Source organism: Marivivens sp. JLT3646 (assembly GCF_001908835.1).
Taxonomy (GTDB): Bacteria; Pseudomonadota; Alphaproteobacteria; order Rhodobacterales; family Rhodobacteraceae; genus Marivivens; species Marivivens geojensis.
Genome location: NZ_CP018572.1, coordinates 41,340 through 57,932, shown reverse-complemented (window position 1 = coordinate 57,932; position 16,593 = coordinate 41,340). Strand labels below are relative to the sequence as shown.

Here is a 16,593-nt window from a genome sequence, read left to right as displayed (position 1 = left end):
CATGCCTGCCAAGATTCCTGCAACCGTCGTCACCGGCTTTCTCGGTGCTGGTAAGACCACGTTGATCCGCCACATCCTGCAAAATGCCAAGGGCAAACGTATTGCTCTCATCATCAACGAGTTTGGTGATCTGGGCGTCGACGGTGACATCCTGAAAGGCTGCGGAGAAGAAACCTGCACCGAAGACGACATCATGGAACTGTCGAACGGTTGCATCTGCTGCACCGTTGCCGACGATTTCATTCCGACCATGGAAAAACTGCTGGAACGGGACAACAAGCCCGACCACATCGTGATTGAAACCTCTGGCCTCGCCCTGCCTCAGCCCTTGGTACGCGCGTTCAATTGGCCGGGCATTTCCACTAAAGTGACCGTAGACGGCGTTGTGACCGTCGTCGACGGCAAAGCTGTCACCGAAGGTCGTTTTGCGCACAGCGTCGAAGCTGTCGATGCACAGCGCAAACTGGACGAGAACCTAGATCACGAGACACCGCTGTCTGAACTCTTCGAAGACCAGATCGCCTGTGCTGACATGATTGTCGTGAACAAAACCGATCTTTTGTCCGCTGAAGAGGTTGATGCGCTCACCGCTCAGCTGAAATCAGAGAGTCGCGATGGTGTGCAAGTTGTCAAAGCGTCGATGGGCGCGCTTCCTGTCGACATTTTGCTCGGTCAGGGTATCGGCGCCGAATCCGACCTCGAGGCGCGTCATGAAATTCACCACCATCATCACCACCATGATGACGACGATCACGATGACGACCATGATGATCACGACCACGAACATGAGCACGGCCATGACGAGTTCGAATCCTTCGTGGTTACCCTGCCAGAAGTAACCGACGCAAAGGCATTTGCTGCACAGGTCGTTGACGTGATCAAAGCGCACGACATTCTGCGTCTCAAAGGGTTCGTTGCTGTCGAAGGCAAGCCAATGCGCATGACCCTTCAGGCCGTTGGCCCGCGCATCGAAACCTACTTCGATCAGCCTTTCTCGGGCACTCGTGAAACACGACTTGTTGTCATTGGCGAGGCTGGCCTTGACCGTGCCGCTATTGAGGCCGCGCTGTCGGCATGATCATCGTCGAACGGAACAGCCCTAAAAACCCACAGGCGAGTGCGCTGCTAAAACAGTCGCACGCCTTGATGGAGGAGCTGTTCCCACCAGAGGATAACTTTTTCCTCGATATCGATGAGCTTTGTGTCCCGTCCATCCGATTTTTTACGGCGCGGATCGGCGACACAATTGTCGGCACAGGGGCCCTGTCGATCAAAGAGGGATATGGTGAGGTGAAGTCGATGTTCACGTCATCTGACGCTCGCGGCAAAGGCGTAGCGTCTGCTCTGCTTCGGCAAATCGAAGACGAGGCTCGGGACGAGAAGCTAGACTGGTTGCGGCTGGAGACAGGAAACCTCCTCCACGCCGCGCACCGTGTGTATGAACGCCACGGGTTCACCCGCTGCGGTCCGTTCGGGGATTACCCCGATGCGGCCTCCTCCATCTTTATGGAAAAGCGGCTTTGACCTTACTCGGCCTTCTTTTCGGCTGCGGCTTTTTTCATCCGTTCCAAAAGTGCGGCTTTGTCGTTCTTTCCGCCAAACGGGTTCTTATCTGTTCCCTTGGCGTTATGTTCTTTGTGACGCGGTTGACCCTTCGGTCCCTTAGCGCCACCCGATTTACTGTAATCCATGATGCGGCTCCTTTGCCGCGCTGATGCCCGAAACCAAGGCTTTAGACAATGCACCTCTTGGCAGCGACCCCCGGAAATATTGATGACAAAGAGCCTGTCGACCTAGGCCAAAGCCCTGCTGATGTGGTGGTAATCTCGGCCGCTGACACCGAATTGGCTGCTTTGTCAGAGGCGCGGGCGGAAATGGCTGATGCTCCGTCGCTACGGCTCGCGTCGATGATGAACCTGATGCACCCAATGTCAGTCGACCTGCATTTGGATGATTGCGCGACAAAATCCCGAATCGTGGTTGCGCGCGTACTGGGTGGTGCGGGTTACTGGAAATACGGGTTGGAACAGTATGCAGCCCGTTTGCACGAGGCAGGCATTCCCTTTGCCGCTCTACCCGGTGATGACAAACCAGACGCAGAACTACGCGACATCTCAACCGTGCGCGGCGCAGACTATGACGCATTGTGGAGCTACCTCGTCGAAGGCGGCCCGCAGAACGCGGTCAACTTCCTCGCTTATGCAAAATCTCTCATCGATGGCGGAGAAAAACCTGCAGCGGCCTCGCCGCTCCTGCGCGCAGGTATTTATTGGCCCGGCCTTGGTATTTCGAATCTTACCGATCTGAAAGCGTCGTGGAATCCTGATGCGCCAGTGGTGCCGATCGTATTTTACCGCGCCCTTGTTCAAGGCGCAGGCCTCAATCCCATCAATCGACTGACAAAGTCGCTGATGCGCGCGGGCCTTAACCCGATGCCCATTTTCGTTGCCTCGCTCAAAGACCCCGTTTCGGTCGCAACTCTCGAACAACTGTTCACCAGTTGCCCGCCCGAGGTCATCCTGAACTGCACCTCCTTTGCAGTCGGAAGTCCTCACGCTGATGAATCTGCGCCGAATCCACTTGCCGCACCGTTCGCGAACGAGGCCCCCGTGTTTCAGGTCGTTCTGTCAGGAGGGTCCGAAGAAGCATGGGCTGACGGCCTCACTGGTCTTTCGGCACGAGACATTGCCATGAACGTCGCCTTGCCAGAGGTTGATGGACGTATCCTTTCACGCGCGATCAGTTTTAAGGGCCAAGCCTATTTCGACGAAGCCACACAATGTCCCGTCGCAGCCTATCAAGCACGCGGCGACAGGATCGATTTCGTCACTCAACTTGCTAGCAACTGGGCAAACCTTCGTCGCACCGCGCCCAAAGACCGCAAGATTGGCATCGTCCTCGCAAACTACCCGAACAAAGACGGGCGTCTTGCGAACGGTGTCGGCCTCGATACGCCTGCTGGCACAGCTCATACGCTCGCTCTTCTTGCGGCCGCTGGATACCAAACTGAAACGCCCGACAGTCGCGCGCTCATGGATCGCATCACGGCTGGCCCAACCAATTGGCTCACTGATCGTGCCGAAAAGACTGGCGGCGAAGTGCTTTCTCTGTCCGATTACCTTTCGCACTTCAACGCGCTGCCTTGGGATGTGAAGCAACGCATCAACGACCGCTGGGGTGCACCCGAGAGTGATCCCTTCGTGACCGACGCTGGCTTTGCGTTATCGATCCACAGCTACGGCAACGTCGTCGTCGGCATCCAGCCTGCACGAGGCTACAACATCGATCCGACAGAGACTTACCATTCTCCCGACCTCGTGCCGCCGCACAACTACCTCGCATTCTATTTCTGGCTCAGACATCACTTGGGCGCTCATGCGATCGTGCACATGGGCAAGCACGGAAATTTGGAATGGCTTCCTGGGAAATCGCTCGCCCTGTCCGAATCCTGTTTCCCCGAAGCGATTTTCGGTGCGACGCCCCACGTTTACCCCTTCATCGTGAACGATCCGGGTGAAGGAACGCAGGCCAAGCGGCGGACAAGCGCAGTGATAATCGACCACCTGACGCCGCCTCTCACCCGCGCCGAAAGCTATGGTCCCCTCCGCGACCTCGAAGCACTGGTCGACGAATACTACGAGGCGGCAGGCGTTGATCCCCGTCGTATCGACACTCTGCGTCGTGAAATTCTGTCGCTTTCGGACGTGACGGGCCTCTCAACCGACGTCGGTATGACAGGCGATCAGGACACGGATCTTGCCAAACTCGACGCGTATCTTTGCGAACTTAAGGAAGCCCAAATCCGCGATGGCCTCCATATTTTCGGGCAATCCCCAACGGGGCAACAGGCGCTGGACCTCGCAATCGCTCTGGCCCGCGTCCCGCGTGGTGATGGGGTGGGGCCAAATGCGTCGCTCCTGAGAGCGCTGGCTGATGACCTCGCGCTCGGCTTCGATCCGCTCAGCGCTGACCTAGGCGCCGCTTGGGACGGCCCCCACCCTGATGTCTTGAATACGGGCGGCACTTGGCGGACGACAGGCGATACCGTCGAACGTCTCGAAGAACTAAGTCAAAAGCTACTTCGCGATGGGGGCTGGGGTGACGAAACCCCAGAACAGATCGAGCCAATTGGCCCTTCGTCTGAAGCAGTCGTGGCTGAAATCCTGAACACCATTCGTCCGATCATTAACGCCTGCGGTCCCGACGAAGGGACGGCGTTGCTCGCTGCATTGGATGGTCGCGCAGTTGCACCGGGGCCTTCCGGTGCGCCGACCCGTGGACGGTTGGACGTCCTGCCAACGGGAAAAAACTTTTACTCCGTCGATAGCCGAGCCGTTCCTACGCCGACCGCGTGGAAACTGGGCTGGAAGTCGGCGAACTTGCTCATCGAAAAGCACCTACAAGATCACGGCGACTGGCCGCGCACCATGCTTGTGACCGCGTGGGGCACAGCAAACATGCGAACCGGCGGCGACGATATCGCTCAGGCGCTGGCACTCATGGGCGTCAAACCGACATGGGACAGCGCGAACCGCCGCGTGACAGGGTTCGAAATCCTCCCTGAGGGCGTTCTTGGCCGTCCTCGTGTGGATGTGACCCTCCGCATTTCGGGCTTCTTCCGCGATGCCTTTCCTCAGTTGATCGCATTAGTGGATAGCGCCGCTCGCGCAGTTCAGGCCTTGGACGAAAGCGATGATCAAAACCCCGCCGCAGCCCGCGCGCGCCGTGGCGAAGGTCAATCGCGCGTCTATGGCTCCAAACCAGGTGCATATGGCGCAGGTCTGCAGGCGCTCATCGACGAACGTGTCTGGAACGACAAAGCCGACCTTGGCAACGCTTACATCGAATGGGGCGGCTACACCTACGGTGCAAAAAACGAAGGAACCGCCGACCATTCAGGTTTCCGTCAACGCCTCTCGCAGACGGAAGCAATTGTTCAGAACCAAGACAACAGAGAGCACGACCTGCTCGACTCGGACGACTATTACCAATTCGAAGGCGGTGCGGCGGCGGCCATCAGCACCCTGCAAGGACAAGACCGACCGATCTATCACAACGACCACTCACGCCCCGAACGGCCTGTCATCCGCACGCTCGAGGACGAGATCGGTCGCGTAGTACGCAGCCGCGTCGTGAACCCAAAATGGATCGATGGCGTCAAACGCCACGGTTACAAAGGCGCGTTCGAGATCGCGGCGACCGTCGACTACATGTTCGCATTTGCGGCAACGACTGGCGCTGTGCGTAATCATCATTTCGATCTGGTAGAAGCCGCTTTTCTCGAGGACGACGAAACCCGCGAATTCATCGAAGACGTAAACCCTGCGGCACTGCGCGAAATCGCAGATCGGCTTCAAGAGGCTATTGATCGTGGGTTGTGGCAACCGCGCTCCAACTCTGCAAGGGCACGCATCGCAGAGCTAAGAGCGTAGGCGTCAGATCGTCGAAAGTGCTGCCACGCCGATATAGAGAACCAAAACGGCCAAAGAAAAATACTGCATACTTGCCCCCAAGCAGAACTGTGGCCGCGCTATGCCGCAGGTGCGAAAGAACTTGTAGATCAAAAATCACCGTCGTGTGATCCGCTAGGGGTCTGTGTATTTCTGGTCACATGACTGTGCACCATTCAACACTGCCGCCGTCCGAGCCACACATAAATTAATATATCTTAATGTTGACATGCAATACACACTTCCTGTATCAAATCACATAACAGATTCTTGATATGTATGGAGGGCATGATGTCCCAACTCATGAAACGTCCGGCAGACAATTGGTCGCCACTTTACTTTCTCGCCTCGGTCGGTGCTGGCGGATTGGCTGTCACCTTCTTCATGTATCTGATGTTCTGGGTGCCCCACCCCAACGCGCCCGTTCCCGTTTTTGAGGACATCATGAACGCTTGGGCCAAAGGAAATCCCTTCCAGCAGTTCGCGATCGTCGCAGCCATGGCTGGCATTGCCTTCTTTGTCATTCAAAACGTACGCTACCTGATCTGGAACTTCGGTAAACTGGCCGAGTTCAAGAAAACCGAAGCCTATCAAAAGCTGCGCCACTCGAACGGCGAAACTCAACTGCTCGCTATGCCACTCGCGGTGGCTATGTCGATCAACGCGATGTTCATTGTCGGCCTGGTTTTCGTTCCGCAATTGTGGAGCATCGTTGAATATCTTTTCCCCGCCGCTCTTGTCGCGTTTTTCCTGACTGGTGTTCTCGCTCTGCGCATGATCGGTCACTTCTTGGGCCGCGTTCTGTCCGAAGGCGGGCTGTTCGACGTCACGGCGCATAACTCCTTCGCGCAGCTTCTCCCCGCCTTTGCGCTGGCGATGGTAGCTGTCGGCCTCTCCGCACCCGCTGCGATGTCTACGACACCGCTGACCGTGGGAACTGCGCTCGTCGTGTCCACATTCTTTGGCCTGATCGCGACAATCTACGCAATCGTCGCCGCCGTGACCGCATTCAACTCCATGCTGCACTACGGCACCCACAAAGAAGCGGGCCCGACCCTGATGATCATCATCCCTCTGATGACTGTCCTCGGGATCATGGTTCTGCGCCAAGAGCACGGCCTGCACACCACGTTCGACGTGCACACTAATGCGGCTGAAACACTGATGACCTTGACCAAGTTCCTCACTGTCCAAGTGTTGTTCCTGCTGCTCGGCCTGACAGTTCTGAGTCGTCAGGGCTACGCTTCGACCTTCCTGACTGGTGATAAGAACTCTGCTGGCTCTTACGCTCTTGTTTGCCCGGGTGTCGCATTGTCCGTAATGACCCAGTTCTGGCTCCACAAAGGTCTGGTTGCCGCTGGTCTCGTCGCAAAGTTCAGCATGACTTACTGGGTGATCATCGCAATCGCACTGATGTTCCAATTCGCCATGGTTGCTCTGGTTCTGCACCTCAACCGTCGCCACTTTGGCAAATCCAAAATGGTCGCTGTTCCGGCTGAATAAGTTTCCTTCCCCTCCCTTCAAAACTGTAAAGGGCGCCCTCAGTGGCGCCCTTTGCAATTTGGAGCCTTGCACTCCCCCGACCACTTGGCCAGACTCGGAGAGCGAACGGAGGACCAGATGACCGAAGATACAGAACGCCACGCCCAAAAGATGGCCAAGAAGAAAGCTGCCCGTGATAAAATCATGGCGACAAAGACCGACCAGAAAGGTCTGATCATTGTCCACACGGGCAAGGGCAAAGGTAAATCAACCGCAGCCTTTGGTATGATTTTTCGGCACATCGCGCATGGTATGAAATCCGCCGTCGTTCAGTTCATCAAAGGCGGGATGAGCACGGGCGAACGCGACATGATCCTCGACCGTTTCACCGACCTCTGTGAATTCCATACGATGGGCGAAGGCTTTACTTGGGAAACCCAAGACAAAACCCGCGACACCGAAATGGCCCAAGCCGCGTGGGAGAAGGCCAAGGAACTGATCCGCGATCCGTCGAACAGCATGGTTCTCTTGGACGAAATCAACATCGCGATCCGCTACGATTACGTCGATATCAAGGATGTCGTCGAATTTCTGGCCAACGAGAAACCTCACATGACGCATGTGGTTCTGACAGGTCGCAACGCCCATGATGACCTGATCGAAATCGCGGATCTAGTGACGGAAATGGAACTGATCAAACATCCGTTCCGCGCTGGCATCAAAGCCCAGATTGGCGTCGAATATTGATAAATGGCACGTGCACCGCGTCATAAACGGTGCACGTTTTTCTAAGCGGTGTTACTTGAACTTCACCATATCGCGGGTGAGCTGGTTGACCGACGTGCAACCCATCAACCGCATATCGCGCACGAGTTCTTCTTTGAGCTTTCCAACTGCACGCTCAATACCCGCCTGACCTGCAGCCGCCAGCGGGAAGAGGTAGTAACGCCCCAAACCAACGGCTTTTGCCCCGATAGCGAGCGCTTTCAGAACATGGGTTCCGCGCTGAACGCCGCCGTCGATCATCACGTCGATCCGATCGCCAACCGCCTGAACGATTTCGTCCAACTGATCAAAGGCCGTGGTAGACCCATCCAACTGACGACCGCCGTGGTTAGACAACACAATCCCGGTGCAACCAATGTCTGCTGCCCGTTTTGCGTCTTCAACACTCATGACACCCTTGAGACAGAATTCACCGCCCCATTCCGCGACCATCTTCTCGACGTCATCCCATGTCATTGACGGGTCAAGCATCTCGGTGAAATAGCGGCCAATGGTCAGGCTATCGCCCTTCATGTCGATATGCGCATCGAGCTGCGGCAAGCTGAATTTTTCGTGGGTTACATAGTTAATGCCCCACATTGGCTTAATCGCGAATTGCAATGCGCCCGCGACAGTCAAACGGAACGGGATCGAAAAGCCAGTCCGCAAATCACGTTCACGATTGCCGCCCGTGATGCTGTCGACGGTCAGCATCATGACTTTGATCCCGCTCTCTTTCGCTTTTTGCATCATGGCATGGTTCAGGCCACGATCTTTGTGAAAATAGAACTGATACACCTGCGGGTTCGAATGCTTCTTCGCCAATTCTTCCATCGAGACCGTGCCAAGAGATGAAACGCCGAACATGGTGCCGAATTTCTCAGCGGCAGCGGCTGTCGCCCGCTCCCCTTGGTGGTGGAACAACCGCTGAAGTGCGGTTGGCGACAAGTAGACCGGAAGGTCGATCTTTTGCCCCATAACGGTAGTGGACAGATCCACATCCTCAACCCCACGCAATACGTTCGGGATCAAATCACAACGCTCAAAACTGGAGGTATTTGCGCGAAGTGTCACTTCATCATCTGCGCCGCCCGCAATGTAATTATAAATAGGGCTCGGAAGACGTTTGCGCGCCAAGGTCTGAAAATCATGGAAGTTGTGGCAGTCGTTCAAACGCATAGAGGGTCCTCAGTAGTGATCGGCTCATTGTTGCGGCTAAGATGGCGCAAAGCCCATTTCAATCAAGGTCGGCAAACTGTGTTGCAGGGGTCGCCACGCCGTCAATAGCTAAAGGCTATCCTCGGGCCTAAACCCATCGGGGATATGATCTATACCGTCCAAAATCAGATCGGCCATAACCGCTCCAACCTTCGGCGCCATCCCAAAGCCGATTTTAAATCCGCCGTTTGCAATAAAAGCGCCATCGATGGCTGGATGCTGGCCCAACATCGGCGCACGACTCTTTGCCCGCGGGCGAACTCCGGCCCAACGTTCGATCACCTCCGCCCCCTTAAGGACAGGGAAAGCACCAATCGCTCGCGCGATGACGTCTTCGATCTGGTCATCAACCGCATTAGGGCTTTCGAACTCACGTTCACTCGTCGAGCCGATCGCCACAGTCCCATCCGCGTGAGGCACAATATGCAAACTATCGGCAAAGAGCTGCGGTAGGTCTGCAGCATCATAACGTAGCAAGGCTGCCTGACCCTTCACGCCGCCGCCAACTGATTTACCCAACTGTTCCGACAAGTCCACCATGCCGCGCCAGCCCGTCGCATAGACGACCTGCCCTTCAGGTTTTGCCTCGGAAACGACCTCACCACCCAACGCAATAATGCCTGCCGCCAAAGCACGGGTCGCTCGCCGTGGATGGATCCGTGCCGTCAGTGTGTCGAACACCACCAGTCCCGTTTCAGATTTCGGCGCCCAAGCCCCGAACTGGTCCACTGGTAAGACCGACCATTCGGCCTGTCCTTGCCACAGATCGGCGGCAGTGACAGCTCGGGCTTGCGCCAAATCAACGGCCCGATCATCCGCCAAGGGTTGAACCCGCCCCGACCTCAAATATCCGCAGCTTTCACCAGAAACACGTTCCACTTCGCTCCAAAACGCTTCCGCCATTATCAAACTATCGAATTGGAACGCTTTTTTGGTGTTCCAATTCTCTGGCACGTGCGGAGCCAATGCTCCAACCAAGCCACCAGACGACCCCGACGCGACCCCGTTCGGGTCGATCACTCGGACCTTTGCGCCCCGCGAGGCACAGGCGTAACCAACAGCAAGCCCAAAAGCACCTGCGCCATAGATCGTTACATCAACCGTTGCCATTTATTCGCCTCACGTTCATCTTCGCGGCAACCCTAAGGCAGAGCACCATGAACAACCAGCCGCAAGCAGAGCTTGAATGGCGCGACGGGACGATCCCGATCTCGCGTAAATTTGACGATCCTTATTTTTCGCTCGACAACGGACTTGCAGAAACGCGTCACGTTTTTATTGACGGCAATGATCTGCCCCAGCGTTTCGGTGGCGATTTTCAGATCGGCGAATTGGGTTTCGGCACTGGCCTAAATTTTCTTACTGTTTGGAAAGTATGGGAAGAGGCTGGCTCACCCGGCACGCTCAGCTTCACCACATTCGAAGCCTTTCCGATGGCAATCGCAGACATGGAAAACGCGCTCACCGCATTTCCAGAGGTCGCCCCTTGGGCCGCAAAAATGATCGATGGACTGACCAAAGGGGACACCAAATTCGGTCCCGTTACCCTCAATATCGTCGTTGGAGACGTTCGCCAGACCCTACCCCAGTCCGACCTGATGGCTGACGCATGGTTTCTGGATGGGTTTAGCCCAGCAAAAAACCCCGAAATGTGGGGCGCCGACCTCATGGCCGAGGTAGGCCGCCACACAGCGCAGAATGGCACTGCGGCAACCTACACCGCAGCAGGTCATGTCAGACGAGCGTTAGAGGACGCAGGTTTTGTGGTGACCCGAACCGCTGGCTATGGCCGTAAACGTCACATGACACGTGCTCTAAAACGATGATCGAACAAAACAACAAAAAGGGCATCTGGCTCATGGTCTTGGTGACGCTGATTTTTGCAGCCCAAGATGGAGTCTCGCGTCATCTGGCGCAAAGCTACGATGTTCGAATGATCGTTATGGTTCGGTTTTGGTTCTTTGCCGCCTTCGCATTGACTATCGGGTATCGTCAAACGGGATCACTCTTTGGCGCATTGCGCACATCACAACCCATTGCCCAAGCCTTTCGCAGCATCCTGATTGTAGCAGAAATCTGCATCATGCTGGTGGCCTTCGTTCGGCTGGGTCTCGTTGAAAGTCATGCCATTTTCGCCAGTTACCCGCTTTTGATCGCGGCATTATCGGGACCGATTTTGGGCGAGACGGTCGGTTGGCGCCGCTGGTCCGCAATCGGGATCGGGTTTCTAGGTGTTTTGATCATCCTCAACCCATCTGGAGGAGTGTTTTCGCTGAATTCGTTCTGGGCTGTCACAGCATCGCTCATGTTTGCGATGTATGGCCTGATAACACGATACGTTTCGCGCAAGGATGCTTCGATCACGTCTTTCGTTTGGATGGGCGTCACGGGGTGCATCGCGATGACTGCCGTTGGTATTTGGCATTTGGAACCTATGACAGTGGCCGACAGTGGATGGATGGCGACGCTCTGCGTCGTGGGCCTCTTGGGGCATTACCTGTTGATCCGTGCGTACGAAGTGGCCGAAGCCAGCGCGATCCAACCCTTCGCGTACCTCCAGCTCCCCTTTGCCTCAGCGATCGGCATCTTTGTTTTCGGCGACCTTCTTCGCACCAACGTAACCATTGGCGCGTCGATCGTCGTTTGCGCAGGTGTCTTTACATTGCTGCGGGAACGGATGAAGGCACGCCGATCTAAGGTCGCGTCATAGGACGCGGAGCCATCATTGGCGCCAAGCCAGACGCCGGCTCAACGGAGACTGAAGGTTCATCGCCTGTCCATGGCCGCGCGACAGGACGCAGCAAAGGCTTTTCTCCAACCAGCAGTTCAGTGAAACGGATCGGCCCCGTTTGCCCCGACAAACGCGCACGGTAAATCGGTAAGGATTCCGTGACGCGCTGCACATAGTTGCGCGTTTCGCGGAAGGGGATCATTTCGATCCAGTCGATAACATCAACCTCGCCAAGTCGCGGATCACCTCGCTCTTCCATCCATTCACGAGGGCGACGCGGACCAGCGTTATAGCCCGCCGCGATCATCACTGGCGTCGGACCAAATTGTTCCTCAAGCCCCGCCAAATACTGCGAACCGAGCGTGGCGTTATATTGCCAGTCCGCCGTCAACCGGCCACGGCTGTAAGGCAGGCCCAGTTCATTCGCCACGTCCTCTGCCGTGCCAGGCATAAGCTGCATCAGACCCAACGCGCCAACCGCGCTGCCCACCACAGGGTTAAACTCGCTCTCGCGTCGCGCGATGGACAAGGCCAGTTCAGGCTCAACTGGCAGGTCCATTTCCCTCAGATCATGCATGGGGAACAGCAACGCAGGCAGGATAATGCCTCGCGCCGTAGCGGATTTGCCTATCAACAGGGCAAAGAAAGGTTCATTGCGGCGGAGCAGTTCCTCACCCAGTGTGCCCAATGACGTCCGATCCAAAGTGCGCCCCAGTTGGGCAAAGAACAGCACCGCCGACCCACGTTCGCCTGCATCCAGTAGATAGAAAGCTGCGCGCACGAATTCGTCTTGGGACAATGGAGAACCAGAGAAATCAGGAAAATCTTCATAGCCTAAAATCGAAGGATCGAGCGATTGGCCGAGTTTCTCGCCAGCCAGAAGCCCATAGAACGCCGTCTGATGTTCTGCGGCTTCGCTATAAGCCGCATCTGCATTCACACTATCACCGAGCGCCTCATACGTGCGCCCCAGCCAATACCCCGCGCGACCATCCGAAATCGGGCTTTCAACGGCGGCTTGTAGAGCGAGGAAGTGACGCAACGCGACTTCCGGACGGTTCAGAAACCGCAGCGCGACATAGCCAGCCAGCCACTCTAGATCAGCATATGATTCCCCGTCCGCGGGCGTCAGATGATGCTGCGCGGCCAGCCGATATGCATTGTCGTATCGTCCTTCACGCATCTCCCAACGGGCATGCGAACGGCGCCAGCTCGACCAACGATAGGGTTGGCTCAATAGACTTACATCTGTGCTTCGTTCGAGCAGGATCGTGATGGCATCGGTGCGGTCGCCACGGTCAGACAAGAAATTGAACCGATCATATGCCAGACCAACATCGTTCAACAGCGCGACAGGCACGGCCTGCAACTTTGCCCCCCAGTCGGGCGATTTTCGGATCAGTGCGACCCTAGCTTCCATCAACGCATGCTGATCAGCTGGCAGCAAAGAGAACAGGCGTTCTGCGTCGTCCGTTTTCCAACGCCAAAGCATCGCATCGGCGCGCTGGACATGAAGATCGGCGAGATCAGGACCAAAGGCGGCCAATATCAAATCGTTCTCTTCCTCGGTCAGCCCATAGCGCAGCCAAATCCGACGAATGGTTTCCCGCGCAACCTCTGTTTGGCCGACAGCGCGTTGAGCAAGCGCAAGCCGATACCCGCCCATACCCGTTTCGGGGTCATGCCCCTCCATCCAACTCAGAATCAGGTTCGGATCCGTGTCATCGTCGATGGCTGCCTCGCCGCGCGCGCGAACACGATCCATTCCTGGCCAATTTGTATGCTCTGCTTGAAAGGCAACGTAGTCAGCAAACTGTTCATCCTCACCGCGTAGACGAGTCCACGTGATCAGATCATGCGCCAGCAGGTCCAAACCCACCAAACGGTAGGCCGCATCCCAATTTTTGTCCTCTCCTGCCGCAAAAGCGTTAGACAACAGCGTTTCTTCAGCCAAACCGCTCATTGGCGATAGGACTGACAGACCGATCGCAATCAGACTGGCACGCAATTGGTTCATAGATTCCTGCCCTTTTTAGCACAGGGTAGCTGTCGTATCACAAAGCACAACTCACAAACTTGGCAATCGGCCGAAAGGCGTCTAGGTTCCGCCCGTTTTAACACGGGGCGACTCAAGCCCCTCAACGACAAGGAAGCGTGTCATGCTCAAAGGATCGATGCCAGCATTGGTAACGCCGTTCAAAGACGGCCAAGTGGATCTCGACACGCTCAAAAAGCTTGTGGATTGGCATATTGACCAAGGTAGCCACGGCCTCGTTCCTGTTGGCACCACAGGCGAAAGCCCGACACTCAGCCACGAAGAACACGATCTGGTCGTTGCAACTGTTGTAAAGCAGGCAGCTGGCCGCGTTCCGGTTGTGGCCGGCGCTGGTTCCAATAACACAATCGAATCCGTTCGTCTGGTGCAAGCCGCGAAAGACGCGGGCGCTGATGCTGCTCTTGTTGTAACGCCGTATTACAACAAACCGACCCAGCGCGGCCTGATCGCTCACTTTGAGGCGACCGCGAAAATCGGCTTACCAATTGTGATCTACAACATCCCCGGTCGTTCGGTTGTCGACATGACACCCGCAACCATGGGCCAACTGGCGAAATTGCCAGAGATCATCGCAGTTAAAGACGCAACAGGCGATCTGTCCCGCGTTCCGAAGTGCCGTATCACCTGTGGACACGACTTCATCCAGCTTTCGGGCGAAGACGCTACTGCACTTGGCTTTAACGCACACGGTGGTCTGGGTTGCATCTCGGTTACAGCCAACATCGCGCCGAAACTCTGCGCTGATTTCCAGAACGCGACGCTCGTAGGCGATTACAAAACCGCGCTCGAGATTCAGGACAAACTGATGCCGCTGCACGAAGCCGTCTTTATCGAGCCAGGCGTTGCCGGTGCGAAATACGGTATGTCGCTCTTGGGCCTGTGCTCGCCAGAAGTGCGCTCTCCGCTGACCGAACTCGAGGACAGCACCAAAGAGCGCATTCGCGTTGCAATGGTCCACGCTGGCCTCTTGAATTGACCGCAAAGGCAAACGCTGGTCGGGAAGCCCTGATCGGTAGCCTTTTCATGATCACTTCGATGGCGTTCTTCGCCGTCGAAGACACATTTCTAAAACTCGCCACTGCTGAACTCCCCAAGGGTCAAGCCGTCACAATGACGGGCTTTATTGGGATGCTGATTTTTGCGGGGCTTGCTTACCTAAACAGTCAGCCACTTTGGACCCGCGCTTATGTCAGCCCGACAATGCGCGTGAGGGCTGTGTTCGAAATCGGCGGACGCCTGTCTTATACCTTGGCCTTCATGCTTGCGCCGCTTTTGACGGCGACGGCAATTCTACAAGCCACGCCATTGGTGGTCGTCGCTGGTGCGGCTTTATTTTTAGGGGAACACGTTGGAATTCGACGCTGGATCGCAGTGATCGTCGGCTTCGTGGGGGTTATGTTGATCCTCCGCCCGTGGGGCGCAGAGTTTGACATGCTCACCCTCCTAGCCGTTCTCGGTATGCTCGGTTTCGCAGGGCGTGATTTAGCGACCCGCGCTTCTCCTCCGTCGCTCACCAACTTTCAGCTGGGCATTTCGGGCTACCTGATGCTGACGATAGCAGGCCTTTTGATTTGGACCGCTGATCCTCGATGGGTCGCTCTAAATCTACATCAGGCATTGCTGCTCTCCATCGCGATTAGCGGCGGCGTTTTTGCCTACTACGCGCTCACGACCGCGATGCGTCGCGGCGACGTCGCCAGCGTAACGCCTTGGCGCTATAGCCGTCTCATTTTCGGCGCGGCTATGGGCGCTTTCATGTTCGGAGAATCTTTTGACACGATGACTTTCGTCGGGAGCGTCATTGTCGTCGGCAGCGGCCTCTTTACCCTGTTCAGGGTAGGTCGAAAATAACGTCAGCCAATCGGTGGTCGCATCGCCTCAATCTGACTTTTGCGGATGTAGCGCATGGTTTCCACCATCACCGCTGTCGTAAATCCAATGTTGAGCAAACCGTTCGTCGCGGCCAATCCACCCAACAATTCCCAATCATGAGGCAGCAGCACATCCCCGAAACCAAGCGTCGTGAAACAGGTCAACGAGAAATAGACCGCCATCTCGATGGTTTCGAACAGATCGAGCACCCACATCACCGCCGCCCAAAGCCAGACACTCAGCGTGACCTGGGCCAGAATCGCGCATGATGCCGCTGACAATAGGAACAACAATTTGGGGCTGTGCGGCTCTCGGCGCAGCCAGCCCGACAGCCGCTGGATCGACACTTCCAAGACGAGGAACGTCACGCCTGCCATGAAAATGGAGACGAGCATCAATACGGTGCCAATAGTGAGCTGAAGAAACATGAGGGTACGCCTGATTTTGATTGGCGGCAGTTTACCCGACCTTTGCAGCGATGCCAGCACCCTATCCGACTTGCAGCACATGGCCCAAAGGCATATCTGAGAACCACTATGGCAAAGAAACCCGAAAATAAGAACTACAAGGTCATCGCCGAGAACCGGCGTGCTCGCCACGACTACGCGATCGAAGAAGATCTCGAAGTCGGGATCATTCTCATGGGCTCCGAAGTTAAATCGCTTCGCGTGGGCCAATCGAACATCGCCGAAAGCTACGCTTCGGTCGAAGATGGCGAATTGTGGCTGATCAACGGGTATATCGCGCCATACGAACAAGCCAAGACGTGGGGCCACGAAGAACGTCGCCGCCGCAAGCTGCTGTGTTCGCGCCGCGAATTGGCCCGCCTTTGGAATGCGACTAAACGCGAGGGCATGACCATCGTGCCGCTGGTGATGTATTTCAACGATCGTGGCTTGGTGAAACTGAAGATCGGAATCGCCAAAGGTAAAAAGCTGCACGACAAGCGCGCGACCGACGCGAAACGCGATTGGGACCGTCAAAAGCAGCGTTTGCTGCGTCACAGCGGTTAATCGCCG

The 16,593-nt window shown here is 56.2% G+C and carries 15 protein-coding genes; 10 read left to right on the top strand and 5 right to left on the bottom strand.

Features of this window, described 5'->3' with window-relative positions:
• The first annotated feature begins 1 nt into the window (after window position 1).
• The gene (gene cobW, locus BSK21_RS00285) at window positions 2-1,078 is read left to right on the top strand and encodes a cobalamin biosynthesis protein CobW (RefSeq protein ID WP_067552102.1); all 1,077 of its coding nucleotides are present in this window, start codon (window positions 2-4) and stop codon (window positions 1,076-1,078) included.
• Window positions 1,075-1,524, top strand: coding sequence for a GNAT family N-acetyltransferase (locus tag BSK21_RS00280; RefSeq protein ID WP_067552099.1), 450 nt, complete (start codon window positions 1,075-1,077; stop codon window positions 1,522-1,524). The genes cobW and BSK21_RS00280 overlap by 4 nt, the downstream gene beginning before the upstream one ends.
• 2 nt (window positions 1,525-1,526) lie before the next feature.
• Here the strand turns inward: BSK21_RS00280 and BSK21_RS16000 are convergent, their stop codons facing one another.
• Entirely contained in the window at window positions 1,527-1,691 is a 165-nt protein-coding gene (locus BSK21_RS16000) for a hypothetical protein (protein ID WP_167668761.1), read from the bottom strand.
• Between the two features lie 48 nt (window positions 1,692-1,739).
• Here BSK21_RS16000 and cobN point away from each other — a divergent pair, with 48 nt between their 5' ends.
• From cobN to cobO, 3 genes are all read left to right on the top strand, one after another.
• The gene (gene cobN, locus BSK21_RS00275; RefSeq protein ID WP_067552097.1) at window positions 1,740-5,432 is read left to right on the top strand and encodes a cobaltochelatase subunit CobN; all 3,693 of its coding nucleotides are present in this window, start codon (window positions 1,740-1,742) and stop codon (window positions 5,430-5,432) included.
• Between the two features lie 321 nt (window positions 5,433-5,753).
• The gene (locus BSK21_RS00270) at window positions 5,754-6,953 is read left to right on the top strand and encodes a hypothetical protein (protein WP_232230442.1); all 1,200 of its coding nucleotides are present in this window, start codon (window positions 5,754-5,756) and stop codon (window positions 6,951-6,953) included.
• Window positions 6,954-7,070: 117 nt separating this feature from the next.
• The gene (cobO, locus tag BSK21_RS00265; protein ID WP_067552093.1) at window positions 7,071-7,679 is read left to right on the top strand and encodes a cob(I)yrinic acid a,c-diamide adenosyltransferase; all 609 of its coding nucleotides are present in this window, start codon (window positions 7,071-7,073) and stop codon (window positions 7,677-7,679) included.
• Between the two features lie 51 nt (window positions 7,680-7,730).
• On the opposite strand, the gene BSK21_RS00260 is transcribed toward cobO, so the two are convergent.
• On the bottom strand, window positions 7,731-8,876 hold the full coding sequence (locus BSK21_RS00260) for an alpha-hydroxy acid oxidase (RefSeq protein WP_067552090.1): 1,146 nt from the start codon (window positions 8,874-8,876) through the stop codon (window positions 7,731-7,733).
• Between the two features lie 108 nt (window positions 8,877-8,984).
• Window positions 8,985-10,025: an FAD-binding oxidoreductase gene (locus BSK21_RS00255; protein WP_067552087.1), complete on the bottom strand. Its 1,041-nt coding sequence runs from the start codon at window positions 10,023-10,025 to the stop codon at window positions 8,985-8,987.
• 47 nt (window positions 10,026-10,072) lie between these two features.
• Between BSK21_RS00255 and mnmD the strand changes: the two genes are divergently transcribed.
• The gene (gene mnmD / locus BSK21_RS00250; protein ID WP_067552084.1) at window positions 10,073-10,741 is read left to right on the top strand and encodes a tRNA (5-methylaminomethyl-2-thiouridine)(34)-methyltransferase MnmD; all 669 of its coding nucleotides are present in this window, start codon (window positions 10,073-10,075) and stop codon (window positions 10,739-10,741) included.
• The gene (locus BSK21_RS00245; protein ID WP_067552081.1) at window positions 10,738-11,625 is read left to right on the top strand and encodes a DMT family transporter; all 888 of its coding nucleotides are present in this window, start codon (window positions 10,738-10,740) and stop codon (window positions 11,623-11,625) included. The genes mnmD and BSK21_RS00245 overlap by 4 nt, the downstream gene beginning before the upstream one ends.
• Here the strand turns inward: BSK21_RS00245 and BSK21_RS00240 are convergent.
• Window positions 11,609-13,663, bottom strand: a complete 2,055-nt coding sequence (locus tag BSK21_RS00240) for a lytic transglycosylase domain-containing protein (RefSeq protein ID WP_067552078.1) — start codon at window positions 13,661-13,663, stop codon at window positions 11,609-11,611. The two genes, BSK21_RS00245 and BSK21_RS00240, sit on opposite strands and share 17 nt — an antisense overlap.
• 142 nt (window positions 13,664-13,805) lie before the next feature.
• Here BSK21_RS00240 and dapA point away from each other — a divergent pair, with 142 nt between their 5' ends.
• Together dapA and BSK21_RS00230 are read left to right on the top strand one after the other, a co-directional pair.
• Window positions 13,806-14,678, top strand: coding sequence for a 4-hydroxy-tetrahydrodipicolinate synthase (gene dapA, locus BSK21_RS00235; RefSeq protein ID WP_067552074.1), 873 nt, complete (start codon window positions 13,806-13,808; stop codon window positions 14,676-14,678).
• On the top strand, window positions 14,675-15,553 hold the full coding sequence (locus tag BSK21_RS00230; RefSeq protein ID WP_231924834.1) for a DMT family transporter: 879 nt from the start codon (window positions 14,675-14,677) through the stop codon (window positions 15,551-15,553). The genes dapA and BSK21_RS00230 overlap by 4 nt, the downstream gene beginning before the upstream one ends.
• A 2-nt stretch (window positions 15,554-15,555) precedes the next feature.
• On the opposite strand, the gene BSK21_RS00225 is transcribed toward BSK21_RS00230, so the two are convergent.
• The gene (locus BSK21_RS00225; protein ID WP_067552071.1) at window positions 15,556-16,002 is read right to left on the bottom strand and encodes an ion channel; all 447 of its coding nucleotides are present in this window, start codon (window positions 16,000-16,002) and stop codon (window positions 15,556-15,558) included.
• A 108-nt stretch (window positions 16,003-16,110) separates the two neighbouring features.
• Here BSK21_RS00225 and smpB point away from each other — a divergent pair, with 108 nt between their 5' ends.
• A complete protein-coding gene (gene smpB / locus BSK21_RS00220; RefSeq protein WP_067552068.1) occupies window positions 16,111-16,587 on the top strand; it encodes an SsrA-binding protein SmpB in 477 nt (158 codons plus the stop codon).
• Window positions 16,588-16,593 lie beyond the last annotated feature (6 nt).

What these genes read in the sequence shown, in the direction of transcription:
- smpB (WP_067552068.1), top strand. Translation starts at nt 16,111, where the DNA reads ATGGCAAAGAAACCCGAAAATAAGAACTACAAGGTCATCGCCGAGAAC.
- BSK21_RS00245 (WP_067552081.1), top strand. Translation starts at nt 10,738, where the DNA reads ATGATCGAACAAAACAACAAAAAGGGCATCTGGCTCATGGTCTTGGTG.
- BSK21_RS00255 (WP_067552087.1), bottom strand. Translation starts at nt 10,025, where the DNA reads ATGGCAACGGTTGATGTAACGATCTATGGCGCAGGTGCTTTTGGGCTT.
- cobN (WP_067552097.1), top strand. Translation starts at nt 1,740, where the DNA reads ATGCACCTCTTGGCAGCGACCCCCGGAAATATTGATGACAAAGAGCCT.
- cobW (WP_067552102.1), top strand. Translation starts at nt 2, where the DNA reads ATGCCTGCCAAGATTCCTGCAACCGTCGTCACCGGCTTTCTCGGTGCT.
- BSK21_RS16000 (WP_167668761.1), bottom strand. Translation starts at nt 1,691, where the DNA reads ATGGATTACAGTAAATCGGGTGGCGCTAAGGGACCGAAGGGTCAACCG.
- mnmD (WP_067552084.1), top strand. Translation starts at nt 10,073, where the DNA reads ATGAACAACCAGCCGCAAGCAGAGCTTGAATGGCGCGACGGGACGATC.
- dapA (WP_067552074.1), top strand. Translation starts at nt 13,806, where the DNA reads ATGCTCAAAGGATCGATGCCAGCATTGGTAACGCCGTTCAAAGACGGC.
- BSK21_RS00270 (WP_232230442.1), top strand. Translation starts at nt 5,754, where the DNA reads ATGAAACGTCCGGCAGACAATTGGTCGCCACTTTACTTTCTCGCCTCG.
- BSK21_RS00240 (WP_067552078.1), bottom strand. Translation starts at nt 13,663, where the DNA reads ATGAACCAATTGCGTGCCAGTCTGATTGCGATCGGTCTGTCAGTCCTA.
- cobO (WP_067552093.1), top strand. Translation starts at nt 7,071, where the DNA reads ATGACCGAAGATACAGAACGCCACGCCCAAAAGATGGCCAAGAAGAAA.
- BSK21_RS00280 (WP_067552099.1), top strand. Translation starts at nt 1,075, where the DNA reads ATGATCATCGTCGAACGGAACAGCCCTAAAAACCCACAGGCGAGTGCG.
- BSK21_RS00225 (WP_067552071.1), bottom strand. Translation starts at nt 16,002, where the DNA reads ATGTTTCTTCAGCTCACTATTGGCACCGTATTGATGCTCGTCTCCATT.
- BSK21_RS00260 (WP_067552090.1), bottom strand. Translation starts at nt 8,876, where the DNA reads ATGCGTTTGAACGACTGCCACAACTTCCATGATTTTCAGACCTTGGCG.